17 protein-coding genes are annotated in these 12,395 nt (G+C 47.4%); 2 read left to right on the top strand and 15 right to left on the bottom strand.

What is annotated here, in order from left to right; translation table 11 throughout:
* Window positions 1-3: 3 nt before the first annotated feature.
* From MHM95_RS13620 to MHM95_RS13645, 6 genes are all read right to left on the bottom strand, one after another.
* The gene (locus MHM95_RS13620) at window positions 4-987 is read right to left on the bottom strand and encodes an FHA domain-containing protein (RefSeq protein WP_138547024.1); all 984 of its coding nucleotides are present in this window, start codon (window positions 985-987) and stop codon (window positions 4-6) included.
* Between the two features lie 111 nt (window positions 988-1,098).
* Window positions 1,099-2,184: an alanine racemase gene (gene alr / locus MHM95_RS13625; protein WP_239385562.1), complete on the bottom strand. Its 1,086-nt coding sequence runs from the start codon at window positions 2,182-2,184 to the stop codon at window positions 1,099-1,101.
* Between the two features lie 5 nt (window positions 2,185-2,189).
* The gene (gene dnaB, locus MHM95_RS13630; protein ID WP_022945637.1) at window positions 2,190-3,569 is read right to left on the bottom strand and encodes a replicative DNA helicase; all 1,380 of its coding nucleotides are present in this window, start codon (window positions 3,567-3,569) and stop codon (window positions 2,190-2,192) included.
* Window positions 3,570-3,698: 129 nt separating this feature from the next.
* Window positions 3,699-4,652 carry a DUF4097 family beta strand repeat-containing protein gene (locus MHM95_RS13635; protein WP_239385564.1) on the bottom strand — a complete coding sequence of 318 codons (954 nt, stop codon included), beginning with the start codon at window positions 4,650-4,652 and terminating at the stop codon, window positions 3,699-3,701.
* 10 nt (window positions 4,653-4,662) lie between these two features.
* Window positions 4,663-5,157, bottom strand: a complete 495-nt coding sequence (locus tag MHM95_RS13640; RefSeq protein ID WP_239385565.1) for a hypothetical protein — start codon at window positions 5,155-5,157, stop codon at window positions 4,663-4,665.
* Window positions 5,150-5,713 (bottom strand): sigma-70 family RNA polymerase sigma factor, encoded by a 564-nt coding sequence (locus MHM95_RS13645; protein ID WP_239385567.1) that lies wholly within the window; start codon window positions 5,711-5,713, stop codon window positions 5,150-5,152. Before MHM95_RS13645 ends, MHM95_RS13640 begins: the two co-directional genes overlap by 8 nt.
* Window positions 5,714-5,908: 195 nt before the next feature.
* Between MHM95_RS13645 and MHM95_RS13650 the strand changes: the two genes are divergently transcribed.
* Window positions 5,909-6,376, top strand: a complete 468-nt coding sequence (locus MHM95_RS13650; protein WP_022945633.1) for a hypothetical protein — start codon at window positions 5,909-5,911, stop codon at window positions 6,374-6,376.
* A 43-nt stretch (window positions 6,377-6,419) separates the two neighbouring features.
* Window positions 6,420-6,779: a membrane protein insertion efficiency factor YidD gene (yidD, locus tag MHM95_RS13655; protein ID WP_275442015.1), complete on the top strand. Its 360-nt coding sequence runs from the start codon at window positions 6,420-6,422 to the stop codon at window positions 6,777-6,779.
* Window positions 6,780-6,872: 93 nt separating this feature from the next.
* Here yidD and MHM95_RS13660 read toward each other — a convergent pair whose 3' ends face one another.
* The 9 genes from MHM95_RS13660 to rpsF form a co-directional block, all read right to left on the bottom strand.
* Entirely contained in the window at window positions 6,873-8,618 is a 1,746-nt protein-coding gene (locus tag MHM95_RS13660) for a hypothetical protein (protein WP_239385571.1), read from the bottom strand.
* Window positions 8,615-9,139: a type II secretion system protein gene (locus tag MHM95_RS13665; protein ID WP_151173487.1), complete on the bottom strand. Its 525-nt coding sequence runs from the start codon at window positions 9,137-9,139 to the stop codon at window positions 8,615-8,617. The genes MHM95_RS13660 and MHM95_RS13665 overlap by 4 nt, the downstream gene beginning before the upstream one ends.
* On the bottom strand, window positions 9,136-9,546 hold the full coding sequence (locus tag MHM95_RS13670) for a prepilin-type N-terminal cleavage/methylation domain-containing protein (protein WP_022945629.1): 411 nt from the start codon (window positions 9,544-9,546) through the stop codon (window positions 9,136-9,138). Before MHM95_RS13670 ends, MHM95_RS13665 begins: the two co-directional genes overlap by 4 nt.
* The gene (locus MHM95_RS13675; RefSeq protein ID WP_239385572.1) at window positions 9,537-10,031 is read right to left on the bottom strand and encodes a GspH/FimT family pseudopilin; all 495 of its coding nucleotides are present in this window, start codon (window positions 10,029-10,031) and stop codon (window positions 9,537-9,539) included. Before MHM95_RS13675 ends, MHM95_RS13670 begins: the two co-directional genes overlap by 10 nt.
* Complete coding sequence (locus MHM95_RS13680) at window positions 10,006-10,431, bottom strand: type IV pilin protein (RefSeq protein WP_151173488.1); 426 nt, start codon at window positions 10,429-10,431, stop codon at window positions 10,006-10,008. The genes MHM95_RS13675 and MHM95_RS13680 overlap by 26 nt, the downstream gene beginning before the upstream one ends.
* Window positions 10,432-10,959: 528 nt before the next feature.
* Window positions 10,960-11,412 (bottom strand): 50S ribosomal protein L9, encoded by a 453-nt coding sequence (rplI, locus tag MHM95_RS13685; RefSeq protein WP_022945626.1) that lies wholly within the window; start codon window positions 11,410-11,412, stop codon window positions 10,960-10,962.
* A gap of 35 nt (window positions 11,413-11,447) precedes the next feature.
* On the bottom strand, window positions 11,448-11,675 hold the full coding sequence (rpsR, locus tag MHM95_RS13690; RefSeq protein ID WP_022945625.1) for a 30S ribosomal protein S18: 228 nt from the start codon (window positions 11,673-11,675) through the stop codon (window positions 11,448-11,450).
* Between the two features lie 11 nt (window positions 11,676-11,686).
* Window positions 11,687-12,016: a primosomal replication protein N gene (priB, locus tag MHM95_RS13695; protein WP_022945624.1), complete on the bottom strand. Its 330-nt coding sequence runs from the start codon at window positions 12,014-12,016 to the stop codon at window positions 11,687-11,689.
* An 18-nt stretch (window positions 12,017-12,034) separates the two neighbouring features.
* Window positions 12,035-12,376: a 30S ribosomal protein S6 gene (rpsF, locus tag MHM95_RS13700; protein WP_022945623.1), complete on the bottom strand. Its 342-nt coding sequence runs from the start codon at window positions 12,374-12,376 to the stop codon at window positions 12,035-12,037.
* Between the last annotated feature and the right edge of the window lie 19 nt (window positions 12,377-12,395).

Below are 12,395 nucleotides of genomic sequence, written 5' to 3' on the forward strand. Positions count from 1 at the left end.
TACCTAGTTGGAGGATGCGCGTTTAACCGACTCTTCGAGTTGGTGGCCTTTATAGATTTCGAAATTACTGGCGCTAAAACGCACCTTACGTAGTTTACGCTCGATGATACTATCGGCATCCTCTATATGCGCAAGGGCATCACTAAACTGCTTACGGGCGCGGTGAATTTGAATATTTAGATAGCGAGAATCGATACCCAAATCGCGGGCTATTACTTCAGTTTCGACCCAACCTTGACTGAGCTCATGTACGCCGTTGGCGGCATCTTGAGCCTTGTAACGGGCCAAATTTAACGTTAGATAATGATGGCAACGCTCATGCAAATCAATTTCCTCGCCAGGGCCTCTGACCGTAAGCTCTGCAGACTCTTCATCTAGGGTAAGGTGAAAAATAAAGTTTAAGTCGGCTAACTGGGTATTGCTTACATCGCGCAGCGCTGTGGCTTCTTCCAAATGGCTTAAATGCAATTGATAGCTTCGCTGGCTATCATTGAGCTGATCGTTCTCTATTAAAATAGTGTGATCAAGCATCGGCCCATCCAGGTGCTCAAAGCACCAAAAACCACTCTCACGTTGGTTAAATACGGCTATTTCTGGGGACTCTTCAGGGATAAGGTTGTAATTTGCTAAGCAAATAAACTCCGAAGTAGGCTTGGCGTATTCATCAAGGACGATCAATAAGTCTTGCGGCTTATCTAAATTCGCAACTTTGAATTGCTTGCCATCATTTCCTGGCAGAGCAATCACATCATGAAGCTTAAGCGTTTGGCTGTGATCTTTATCTAAGCGTTTGCTATTAAGCCAAGTGCCGTTACGGCTGAGGTCACGAACCTGCCATTCATTCCCCTGCCATTCAATGATGGTATGAATTTTCGACACGCTAGGATCGCTGATCAGCGTGTCTACACTGTACTGAAAACGCCCAAAGCTATGGTGGGCGTGCAAATAGATCACATTGTCCGTATCCGCTTCGATAAGGTAAGCCATAATCGCTCCAAGCGCCTTTTGTACCTAATATTTATTATAAGGGATGAGTGGCTTATTCTCTGCTTTTTTCGAACAAAAATAAACAGCTGCTTAACAATTGTGGGAATAGTATCAGCTTGATGCGATATATTGATAACTAACGCGAGGGGTAATATTGCATAGAAGTTCATAAGCGATGGTGTCGGCGCAGGCGGCAATTTCCTCAATGGCTAACTCGCGTCCCCACATAATGGCTTCATCACCCACTGAAACAGCGCTGGGGTCTGGGCCAATATCAACAGTGATCATATCCATAGACACACGCCCAACCAACGGGTAACGCTGCGCGTTTATAAGCACAGGCGTGCCGTTTTGAGCATGACGCGGATAGCCGTCTCCATAGCCAATGGCCACCACCGCCAGGTAGGTATCTTTGTCGGCTCGCCAATGTCCGCCATACCCCACCGGCTCGCCCTGGCGTACCGGACGCACGGCAATCACTTCGCTACTTAGGGTCATCACGGGGGTCAGCTGAAGTTGCGCAGAAAAAGTATTTTTCACGGGCGAAACACCGTACATCATCAACCCCGGGCGCACCCAATCACCGTGACTTTGCGGATAATTAATGATGGCGGCAGAATTCGCCAAACACAGCGGCTCAGGTTTATCGGCTACTAAGGTTTGAAATAACTGCAGCTGGGTCTCATTGTAGGCATCCTGATTGTCATCTGCACAAGCAAAGTGAGTCATTAGATTTACTTCATCTTGTACATATGGGCAATCTTTTAAGCGGCGATAGAAGGTATTGATGCTGTCTGGGTTTATGCCCAAACGATGCATGCCGGTGTCTACTTTTAACCATACTTTAATGGCCCCTGCTAACTGGGCTTGCTCTAGGGCTTCAAGCTGATATTCGTCATGCACCACTGTTTGGAAGTTATTGGCCAGCATAATTTCGATATCGCTGGCTTTAAAAAAACCTTCCAGCAGCACGATGGGCTTAGTAATGCCACCGGTGCGCAAGGCCAGAGCCTCTTCAATGCGAGCAACGGCAAAGGCATCGGCATCGGCGAGCTGTTGCGCAATAGGCACTAAGCCATGGCCATAGGCATTAGCTTTAAGCACGGCCATTACTTGGCTATCAGGGGCAAGGCTTTTAACGCGCGCTAAATTAGCGCGCAGGGCACAAAAATCAATGGTTGCGGTTGCCAACGCCATAGTGGTTAATACTCGTCGTCCATCGCCGGGCCAGCGTAATTATCAAAGCGTGAGTATTGCCCTTGGAAGGTTAACCTGACCTTACCAATAGGACCATTCCGCTGCTTACCAAGGATAATCTCTGCAGTACCTTTATCTGGACTGTCTTCGTTGTACACCTCATCGCGGTAGATAAACATGATTAAGTCGGCGTCCTGCTCAATTGACCCCGATTCACGCAAATCCGAGTTAACTGGGCGCTTATCAGCACGTTGTTCAAGTGTCCGGTTCAACTGCGAAAGCGCCACAACAGGACACTCGAGTTCCTTCGCCAGTGCTTTTAATGAGCGCGATATTTCGGCAATTTCTAAGGTTCGGTTGTCCGATAAGCTTGGTACCCGCATTAATTGCAGGTAGTCGACCATGATCATGCTAATGCCACCGTGGTCGCGAGCAATTCGCCGCGCGCGTGAGCGCACATCGGTAGGAGTTAGGCCCGAGGCATCATCAATGTACATTTTGCCTTTTTCAATCAACAAGCCCATGGTTGAGGACAAGCGTGCCCAATCCTCGTCGTCCAGCTGGCCCGTTCTCACCTTGGTTTGGTTTATGCGCCCGAGCGAGGCGAGCATACGCATCATGATTTGCTCTGAGGGCATCTCCAACGAGTAAATAAGCACCGGCTTATCTTGGGTCATCGCCGCATGTTCGGCCAAGTTCATGGCAAACGTGGTTTTACCCATGGATGGGCGCGCTGCAACAATGACTAAGTCCGAGGGCTGCAAACCCGCAGTCATCTGATCAAGGTCAGAGTAACCGGTACTGACTCCCGTAACCCCATCTTGTGGCGACTGGTAAAGCTCTTCAATTTTATCCACGGTCTTTTCTAGGATAGTGTGGATATTTTGCGGCCCTTCAGTGCTTTTAGTGCGCTGTTCAGCAATTTTGAATACTTTGCTTTCTGCAAAGTCGAGCAAATCATGGCTGCCGCGCCCTTCGGGGTTAAACCCGGCTTCGGCAATTTCATTGGCAACACCAATCATTTCGCGGATCACCGCCCGCTCACGCACAATAGCAGCATAAGCGCTAATGTTAGCGGCACTGGGAGTGTTTTTAGCTATTTCACCGAGGTAAGCAAAACCACCCACACTGTCGAGTTGATTGTTTTTCTCTAACGACTCAGAAATAGTGATCAGATCGATAGGCTGGCTGTCTTCAACCAAGCGCTCCATAGCCTCAAAAATCAGTCTGTGGGTACGCGTATAAAAGTCCTGAGCCACGACCAACTCAGCAACACGGTCAAAGGCCTCGTTATCGAGCATTAACCCACCAAGCACGGATTGCTCGGCTTCAATGGAGTGGGGAGGAACTTTTAGGCTATCAACCTGTTTGTCTATTTTTGCCATACATACTCAAAAGGCGGGGTGAATGGCTTTATTTTATCGGCTTGGCATCGCAGTGCAACAACTGCTTCGCTTTTTTGCTGACTGGTAAACAAGAAAAATAGCGAGCCCTAAGGGCTCGCCGAGGTTGGGTTAGTTTTTACGTAGGTGGGTGTTGCCACTAATGGTGGTTACTTGCACTTCGGCTTCGCCTTGGCCTAGTGTGAAGTGCAGACTTTCACCCGTACCATACTTGGCTTCCACGGCTTTATCATCGCTCAGTTCGTTGCGAATATCGCCGCCAGCATGGGCTTCTAAATCAAACCGTGCTGACAGATCGCTGGGTAGGTAGAGATCTAAATCACCACTGACGCTCTCGGCGCGGATTTGCCCGTCGGCATGAAGCTTCGCCACACGGACCTCAAGCTCGCCATTGACGGTATTAATTTTTAAGCTACCTAGGGCTTGGGCATTGAGCTGTAGATCACCGTTGACGTTTTCAAAGCGGATATCTTCAGCGCGGGTGCTCGATTCCACGTCGCCATTGACTAAGGTCATTTGTAATTGCCCTTGTGAATCAAGGTCGTTGATATCACCATTGACGGTTTGATAACGGATCTCTCCAGCTAGGTTTACGCCGTCAATATCGCCATTTACGGTCTCTAAATTGAGCTTGCCCTGTAACTGCTTGGCGTCAATATCGCCATTCACCGTTTCCACACGGGTATCATTGTGCAGTTCACTGACCATCACATCAACGCTCACCCCTTCCATCACTAAGGCACTGGCATGGGGCATGTATATGGTTAACTTAGACCCCTCGTCATTGTCATTATAATGCCCCCAACTTTGATTGTAGCGTTTGGGCATATCAACAATAAAATCAGTACGCTGACCACGGTTCTCAAGGGTATAGCCCTCGGCTTTGTCATCCAGCTCGCCGGTCACTTTAAAAGTGTTTTTATCCCAACCTTTGATAATGACTTCGCCACGTTGGTTATCGATATAAATACGGCCATCCTTTGGCACGTCGAGTTGCTCATCAATTTTTTCGCCAGCGAAGGCCAAAACCGGGGCTAGCGCTAATGTATAAATAATTGCTTTCATTGTTATGCTCCTAAATACGCTGTAATACTGCGCCCTGCTTGGGCTGGTGTACGTTGTTAATTAAATTCAGTTGTTGTTGATAAACCTGCGCGAGCATATTAAGCAAAGCGCGGTTGTTAGGTTGTTCTTCAAGCGCGGTTTTGATTGCTTGCTCCGCTTGCTCGAGCTCTTGTAATTGCTGTTGCCAATTATCGGTCAGCGCCGGTTGTGCTTGATACTGCACCAGTAGACTCTGCTTTTGCTGCTCGAATACATCGCTTATCACTGCGAATTGGTTACTCGGTTGCGAGTCTTGTTGGCTTGGTAAATTGAGCCCGATTACGGCGACTAAAATGGCAGCGGCGGCACTACCCAAGGCTGGTTTAAACCAGCTTTTATCGGCTGTATGCGTGTGCGCATTAATCCCCTGCTCAATACCGGGCCAAAGATCGCGCTCCGGGCTGATCTCTTTTTGCTGTTGTTGCAGTTGCTGGTTTAGAAACTGCTCAAAATCAGGTTTACTCATGCTCGTACCACTCCTTTAACAGCCCTCGGGCGCGATGGTATTGTGACTTTGAAGACCCCACCGCCATATTCATAATCTTGGCTATCTCTTCATGGCGATAGCCCTCTACTGCGTGCAGAACAAAAACTTGCCGTGCCCGTTCAGGTAGCCGCACTATGAGTTTATCAAGGCCGTTAAGCTCATGGCATTGAGCCACTTGTTCATGCTCCATGCCCTGCTCTTCACTGCTCACGACGCGTTGCAGCCAGTTTTTTTGTTTGCGTAAATGGCTAATGGCAATATTGCTGGTTACGCGATGCAACCAAGTACTAAATTGCGCTTTGCCATCAAAGCTGTGTATTTTTTGCCACAACTGCACAAACACCTCTTGGCTCACATCCTCCGCCTGAGTGGTGTCAGCCGCCAAACGCAAACACAAGGCATAGACTCGCTTAATATGCTGCTGATACAGCTGTGCAAAGGCCTGCTGATTGCCCTTTTTCACCTGTTGTATCAGTTCTGCCTCGCTTGGCGGCGGTGGTGCGGTTGCCCTTGCCTCTGTGGCATGACCCTGCATGCGATATATCCTGTTGTTGTTATTCGCTTTGTTAATGTATTAGACGCGCACTAAAGTACAAAGGGTTTAAATGGGTTTTAAATTTTTTTATTTATTTTTTATGCGTGCACTGAAAGTGTAAGGACATTGGATTTTTAGGGTGTATAGGATAATCTTGTGGTGCAAGGAATACGCAGCAATAACGGAGATTCAAGGATGATAGACGAAATACAGCCCAACTATGCAAGCTATTCAATCGACGAGCTTGAAGACGCATTAAGGCACGTGGACAGCGAGGCCTACCCGCAAAGAGTGCAAGCGATTAAGCAAGAGCTACAAATCAAACGCGCACAACATACTGCCGCTAAACAAGCTAACACTGAGCACTCAGATAATGAGCAGTTTTTTAAATGCCCGTCTTGCCTTAAGTCCATTAGCTTTTTCTCTAAAGCAGCAAACTCTTGGGGGAAAACCAAAACATGCCCGCATTGCGGCGCGCACTTCGAGGTTCGCATGAACTATGTTGCTTTGGCTATTGCCGTGGTGCCTTTGGTGTTCGTGCATCGCCTGCTATTCATACCGATTTTAGTGGCGATGGGACTACCTGGCGCTATCGGCATGGGTATTGTCACCGGCACGGCTATGGCCTTGTCGATGCGCTTTAAAAAGCCCTCTCAGGATTAATTTATGGCAAACGCTCAACGGGAAAACTTATAAAGGCCTACATTTGAATAACATAGCAATCATAGTGATACGTTTATATCAACGCTTTGTCTCCCCTTACAAGGGATTTCGTTGCGCCCATGCGTGCTTACATAAAGGTGTATCTTGCTCTAACGCCGTCCTTGCCATAGTAAAGCAACACGGCTTTTTTCATGGTTATGCCAATATCAAAGCACGATTGCATGCCTGTAAATTAGCTCACGCCACACTGCAACTCAACGCTCAAGAAGATAGCAACAAACGCAAAAAGAAAGAAAACCGCCATGACTGCTGCGACCCATCCGCAGCATGTGACGCAGCCAGCTGTGCCGGCAAAGGTAAGCATTGCGACTTAGCCGAGCTACCTTGCAGTTGTTGGCCTTAGATACAAATACTGGCTTTACCTTGCGCATAGATGCAATACACTAAAAAGCCCCTTTATAGGGGCTGAGATTGGTAGTAGGGATAGTTAAACTCGCTAAGGTGATAGCTCCTCCGGGGTTTTATACTGCCAGCCAAGGAATATCACCCGGCGCTGACCGCCTAAATTTCCACCTTGTGACTTTTTCAGCGCGGTGTCGTAATGAATATCACCATCACCACATACACTGACCCTTTTCCCCCGAATGGCCCCGTACAGCTCACCACTGGCACCAAACTTTACATTGCTATAGGGTGCATAAATAGTTCCGTACATTTGTCCCGTGCCAGATAGCTCAACACCAAAGTCGCCCCCGCATTGGGTTGCTGTGGAGTTATCTTGATACCCAGAATACAGACTGAAAGGCGGTAGCTTGTTGCTATTAAGTGTTTTCTTGAGCACGTTAACGGGTTGCTGAATTTGACTTTTACCTTGAACAAATAACGTCAAACTTGCACCTTCATTGATATTTAGTGCGCTATTACCATTGGTTGTAAGCTTGAAATCGCCATTAATGTAAAAAACGACATCTCCCTTTGCAATCGTCAATTCAGCTCCATTAATAATCAGATCATCTAGAAAGTATACCGATCCGTATTGCCGCCCCAATATAGAAGTTGAGGTTGGCATGTAGATAGAACCAAAACTATCACGGCCTTGTTCGTCGTCGAACTGTGCATGATTACCCCATCCTGCCACATTGAGTCCCTGACGAGGCAACTTTTGCTGCAGCTTTGCTAACTCTGAGGGCAACGAGTAAGGATCACAGTTGGTGTCTGGGTCTTTAGGGTCATGGTTAGGATCCTCGCTATTACTGGCAGGAACAGCGGGAACGGTAACAGTTTGGTGATAAGGCGCACCTTTATAATTAGTGCCGGCGATAGAGTCTTTATTATTTTCTTCCGTGGTATTGTTACCACCATACAGAACGGCTAACCCATTATTGTTGATATTTCTAACAGCAAATGAGGGAGTAAAATGAACATCTTGCTCGGCTCTTACCACCCCTAATATATGGCGCCCCTGATAAGTAACACTGCCTTTTGCCAAAATATCACCGCCAATTCGCGTTTTCACAGGAAAACCAGGCGGTATCGTATAATCTCCTGAGCTACCGCCACTGACATCAATATCGCCATTGGCATGAACAGTCCCGGATATAAATCCTGCTCCGGTAATGTTGATGTTTCCTGTTGCACGTACATCACCCCACGTGGAAGAACCACCACTGACAACGATATCCGCATTAGGTGAAATCGTTTTTACATGCGCCTGGGTTGAGGCGTTGTCGCGATCGTACTGGCCATCAAGCTGCTGCGAATCATAGCTATCTATGTTCCCACCCGCTGAATTTAAGACTCCATCACAGCCAACTATGGCGGTGTTAAAAGGCGCATAGCCACCGTTACTGGTGACGGCGTATCTGGCCACTAAATTAGCCTCTGCTTCACCAGCATAACGCTCTCCTAACGCAGCGATTTCCAGCTCACCCGCCCCATTTTTATTTAGTTGTGCACGATACTTTAGGTCTCCCTTATGAATGGAGCCACTGTGCGCTTGCTCAGTTTGCGCTACGAGCTCGTCAATATCAGCATCAGGGTTTGCATGCAGTTGCTGCTGCACTTTCTCAGCCTGAGCAAAAACGGCTCGTTCAGACATCATCCGCGCATTAACTTTCTTCTGAAAGTTGCCACTGAGGCGCTCTTGCACGATGCTGTCTTTTAGTGAAGTAAATACCACCACGCCAGCGACCACGGTTAATAACATCACACTGACTAGAGTGAAGCCCTGCTGTTGCTTCATGAACTTGCTCCGTATAGTTCACTTAAAATTAATCGCGACGCTGCAATATCGATTTGTACTTGGCCTCCAAACTGCTGCGGCAATCCCTGAGGAGTAACATTAATGGTGGTGAGCTTGGTGGTCGCATCATAGCTAAAACTGAGCGCCGTCACACCGGTCAAGATGTCTTCGCCGCCAGCGCCCATATCACACTGTATACGCCCATCAACCAAGCGGTATTGCTCAATATAATCAGCGCTAGGCGTGGTGCCCAAACACGATAAAACGCCCGCCTGTTGCTGAACCCGGAGCGTACTGCCATCAGCACTGACCACAGGCGCAAATGGGGTTTGTTTAAGGCTGCGAGTGAGCACCTGAGAAGTGAAACGAACCACCTCTTGTGCATTTTCTAGCTCTTTAGTCGCACTTACAGTGCCTTTGATAGTGGCGTAAGAAAGCCCAATGCCAGCGATTAAAAAGCTACCTACGGCTAAAGCAACCATTAGCTCAACTAAAGTAAAACCTAAATGAGCGCGTTTCATAAGCCACACTCCGCAGCCGAGAGCGTTGGATATTGAGCAAAAATGCGCAACTTAGATTGCAGGCCATCATCAAGGCGACTATCTGGCCACTGCACTTCAATGGCTAAATCGTCGTTAAAATTAGCGGGAAAGGTAATGCTGTAGTCATCGATTTGCGGTGCTAAGGTGGTGTTTTTGAAGTTGCCGTTAAAACCACCGCCATGCTTGAGCGCGCATAAATTTGGCCAGATGCGCTCTGCAGCATTGTTGGCCTGTACAATGGCCATGGTGTAGTTGAAGCTGCTCGTCGCATACTGCAATGACTTGAGTTGTGCGCTGCCCAGCCCCAACAAGGCAATGGCTGCAATCGCCACCGACACCATAATTTCTAATAACGAAAAGCCAGACTGGATTGCTTTTACACGCATGCTTCACCTTCCTCAGCTAGCCAGCTTTGGCCGCTGCGTAGTACGCATAAGCGATAGTCCGTGGTACTGGCATCATTGTCAGTGATCAATATATTAGTGGCGTTGTTAAGCTCACCAGTGATGGCAACAATGCGGTTAGGCAGCGCAATCGTTAGCGAGCTATGTTGCTTGGTAAAAGCTCTTAGCACGGCTTCATTTGCTTCACCTGGATTGGCTACCACTTGCCACTGTTCGGCTGAAGCGCGCAAATTAATAGCTCGCTCACGCTTAACAGCTTCGCTGCGAGCGAACTTAAACACACTATGAAGTTGGTTCGCGTGATTGACAATGCGGTCTTGCTTTATGAACTGTATATACGACGGCGTGGCGATAATAGCGGCGATAGCGATGATTGCTACCACCACCATTAACTCAACTAAAGTAAAGCCTAGGGCTGAATATCGTCCTTGATGCATTGGGTTAATTCCCCCAACAATCGTCGTCATCACCACCGCTGGCGCGTTGCTGACCGACTTCGTTGATACTCAGGGTGCCACACTCGTCGCCACTCTGTGCCGCTTTGGGAATAGCCCGCAAGGTGAACTTTTTAGCATCATAATGTGCGCCGCCGCTACTAGAGATAGTTGGCTGCGGGGCATACCGCAAGGTGTAATAATCAGATGTGGGGAGGGTAAAGTTACTAGGGTATCCGCCCATACGAGAATATGTACGTTCAAGCACGGCAACAACTTGCAGCATATTTTGCTGCATATCCGCACGGCGTCCTTTTTCCATATACTCGCTGTAGGCTGGCATCGCCACTGCATACAAAATACCGATAATAGCGACCACTATCATCATTTCTATCAGGGTAAAACCGCGTTGAAGCATTCCTTGTAAGCGCATTGTTTTGCCTAGAATTTTATTAAGACTGGGTTAAGATATAATGACAACGCTGTCAAAGTCAATTTTATTACTCCACATTTGTGCATAAGTTGTTCTTTAATTTAATGCAAAAGTAACAGCAATTTCGTTAATGACTTATAAACGAATAAAAATAACATCTAAGTTGTAGGTTTTTTCCCTTATCTAAGGTATAGGTATGAGGATAGTATTAGCCTGGGTAACGAAAACATACGACAAGATCTACCTGTAAGCATTTGCTCGACGCAGAGCATCACCTCCTAATATAAAGCGCTTTGTCAGGTTGAAACCTGACCTACAAAAGTAAACCTTTTTGATTCACGCTGTCTATCAAGACTTTTTGTGGAATGCGCTTGAAACAACGAATAGGACTGCAGGCGGGTATAAGAAAGAACAGCTTCACTGTCGCCGCTTGAGGATGACAAGCTCTGCAAGAAACGAGCAATGCCAACATCAGACAGGCATAAAAAAACCGCGCCTAAGCGCGGTCTTTATAAAGCTAATCGACGATTAAGCTTCAGCAATAACGATCACTTTGATAGAAGCCATCACTTCTGCGTGAACCTGGATTGCTACGTCGAATTCACCTGTTTCACGGATAGTACCGTTAGGTAGGCGAACTTCTGATTTAGCTACTTCGATGCCCGTTGCAGAGATCGCATCAGCGATGTCACGAGTACCGATTGAACCAAATAGTTTACCTTCGTCACCAGCTTTAGAAACTAGCGTCACTTCTGCAAGTGCTTCAAGTTTCTCAGCGCGAGCTGTAGCAGCAGCTAGCTCTTCAGCGATTTTCGCTTCAAGCTCAGCACGACGTGCTTCGAAAGTTTCGATGTTAGCTTTAGTTGCAGGAACTGCCTTACCTTTCGGGAACAGGAAGTTACGTGCGAAACCAGATTTAACAGAAACCTGGTCACCTAGGCCACCTAGGTTTGCGATCTTGTCTAGTAGAATAACTTGCATGTCTCTACACCTTTTAAAAACTGTTAATCCGCTGCTTACTTGTGTAAGTCAGTGTATGGAAGAAGGGCTAGGTAGCGAGCACGCTTGATAGCAGTTGCTAGCTGACGCTGATACTTAGCGCTAGTACCTGTGATACGGCTAGGTACGATTTTGCCACTTTCGGTAACATAGTTTTTAAGAGTAGCTAGATCTTTATAATCGATTTGTTTTACGCCTTCCGCTTTGAAGCGGCAGAACTTACGACGTCTGAAGTAACGTGCCATGAGTATTTTCCTCAATTAATTCTTTCAATTTGCTGAGCATGCAGTACCAGTTGACTGAGGCCGTTTCGGCCTTGGTGGCGGTTTAAAAACCCCCGCACTCGCACTGACTGCTCAACTTGCAAATATTGTGTTGCTGATTGATGCTCCGAACCACTTGCTACCACCTGAATACGCACATAACTTTGACGGTTTAGTTGCGCTTCAACCTGTATTGAACGGTGCTCTAGCACGAAAATACAGTGGGGGACACCGGCCGGGCTTTGACTGAACTTAGGGGCCTTACAAACAGTGCCACCTAATTCGACTAGATTGAGCGCTTGCTCACTAGGCGTTTCAGCCATTACAACCACGCAGAACGATTAAGCTTCAGCAGCTTCTTTTTTCTCTTCTTTTGCAAGAGGAGAAGCTTCAGTTACTGCATCTTTAGTGCGCATAACTAGGTTACGAAGCACTGCATCGTTGTAGCGGAAAGAAGTTTCAAGCTCGTTGATTACTTCAGTAGGTGCTTCAACGTTCATTAGAACATAGTGTGCTTTGTGAAGCTTTTCGATTGGGTAAGCCAGTTGGCGACGGCCCCAGTCTTCTAGACGGTGAATCTTACCGCCAGCTTCAGTGATAGAACCAGTATAACGCTCGATCATACCAGGAACTTGTTCACTTTGATCTGGATGAACCATGAATACGATTTCGTAATGACGCATGGGTATTCCTTACGGTTAA

The sequence above is a fragment of the Pseudoalteromonas sp. CnMc7-15 genome, from assembly GCF_022347925.1.
GTDB lineage: Bacteria > Pseudomonadota > Gammaproteobacteria > Enterobacterales > Alteromonadaceae > Pseudoalteromonas > Pseudoalteromonas ruthenica.

What these genes read in the sequence shown, in the direction of transcription:
- MHM95_RS13620 (WP_138547024.1), bottom strand. Translation starts at nt 987, where the DNA reads ATGGCTTACCTTATCGAAGCGGATACGGACAATGTGATCTATTTGCAC.
- alr (WP_239385562.1), bottom strand. Translation starts at nt 2,184, where the DNA reads ATGGCGTTGGCAACCGCAACCATTGATTTTTGTGCCCTGCGCGCTAAT.
- dnaB (WP_022945637.1), bottom strand. Translation starts at nt 3,569, where the DNA reads ATGGCAAAAATAGACAAACAGGTTGATAGCCTAAAAGTTCCTCCCCAC.
- MHM95_RS13635 (WP_239385564.1), bottom strand. Translation starts at nt 4,652, where the DNA reads ATGAAAGCAATTATTTATACATTAGCGCTAGCCCCGGTTTTGGCCTTC.
- MHM95_RS13640 (WP_239385565.1), bottom strand. Translation starts at nt 5,157, where the DNA reads ATGAGTAAACCTGATTTTGAGCAGTTTCTAAACCAGCAACTGCAACAA.
- MHM95_RS13645 (WP_239385567.1), bottom strand. Translation starts at nt 5,713, where the DNA reads ATGCAGGGTCATGCCACAGAGGCAAGGGCAACCGCACCACCGCCGCCA.
- MHM95_RS13650 (WP_022945633.1), top strand. Translation starts at nt 5,909, where the DNA reads ATGATAGACGAAATACAGCCCAACTATGCAAGCTATTCAATCGACGAG.
- MHM95_RS13660 (WP_239385571.1), bottom strand. Translation starts at nt 8,618, where the DNA reads ATGAAGCAACAGCAGGGCTTCACTCTAGTCAGTGTGATGTTATTAACC.
- MHM95_RS13665 (WP_151173487.1), bottom strand. Translation starts at nt 9,139, where the DNA reads ATGAAACGCGCTCATTTAGGTTTTACTTTAGTTGAGCTAATGGTTGCT.
- MHM95_RS13670 (WP_022945629.1), bottom strand. Translation starts at nt 9,546, where the DNA reads ATGCGTGTAAAAGCAATCCAGTCTGGCTTTTCGTTATTAGAAATTATG.
- MHM95_RS13675 (WP_239385572.1), bottom strand. Translation starts at nt 10,031, where the DNA reads ATGACGACGATTGTTGGGGGAATTAACCCAATGCATCAAGGACGATAT.
- MHM95_RS13680 (WP_151173488.1), bottom strand. Translation starts at nt 10,431, where the DNA reads ATGCGCTTACAAGGAATGCTTCAACGCGGTTTTACCCTGATAGAAATG.
- rplI (WP_022945626.1), bottom strand. Translation starts at nt 11,412, where the DNA reads ATGCAAGTTATTCTACTAGACAAGATCGCAAACCTAGGTGGCCTAGGT.
- rpsR (WP_022945625.1), bottom strand. Translation starts at nt 11,675, where the DNA reads ATGGCACGTTACTTCAGACGTCGTAAGTTCTGCCGCTTCAAAGCGGAA.
- priB (WP_022945624.1), bottom strand. Translation starts at nt 12,016, where the DNA reads ATGGCTGAAACGCCTAGTGAGCAAGCGCTCAATCTAGTCGAATTAGGT.
- rpsF (WP_022945623.1), bottom strand. Translation starts at nt 12,376, where the DNA reads ATGCGTCATTACGAAATCGTATTCATGGTTCATCCAGATCAAAGTGAA.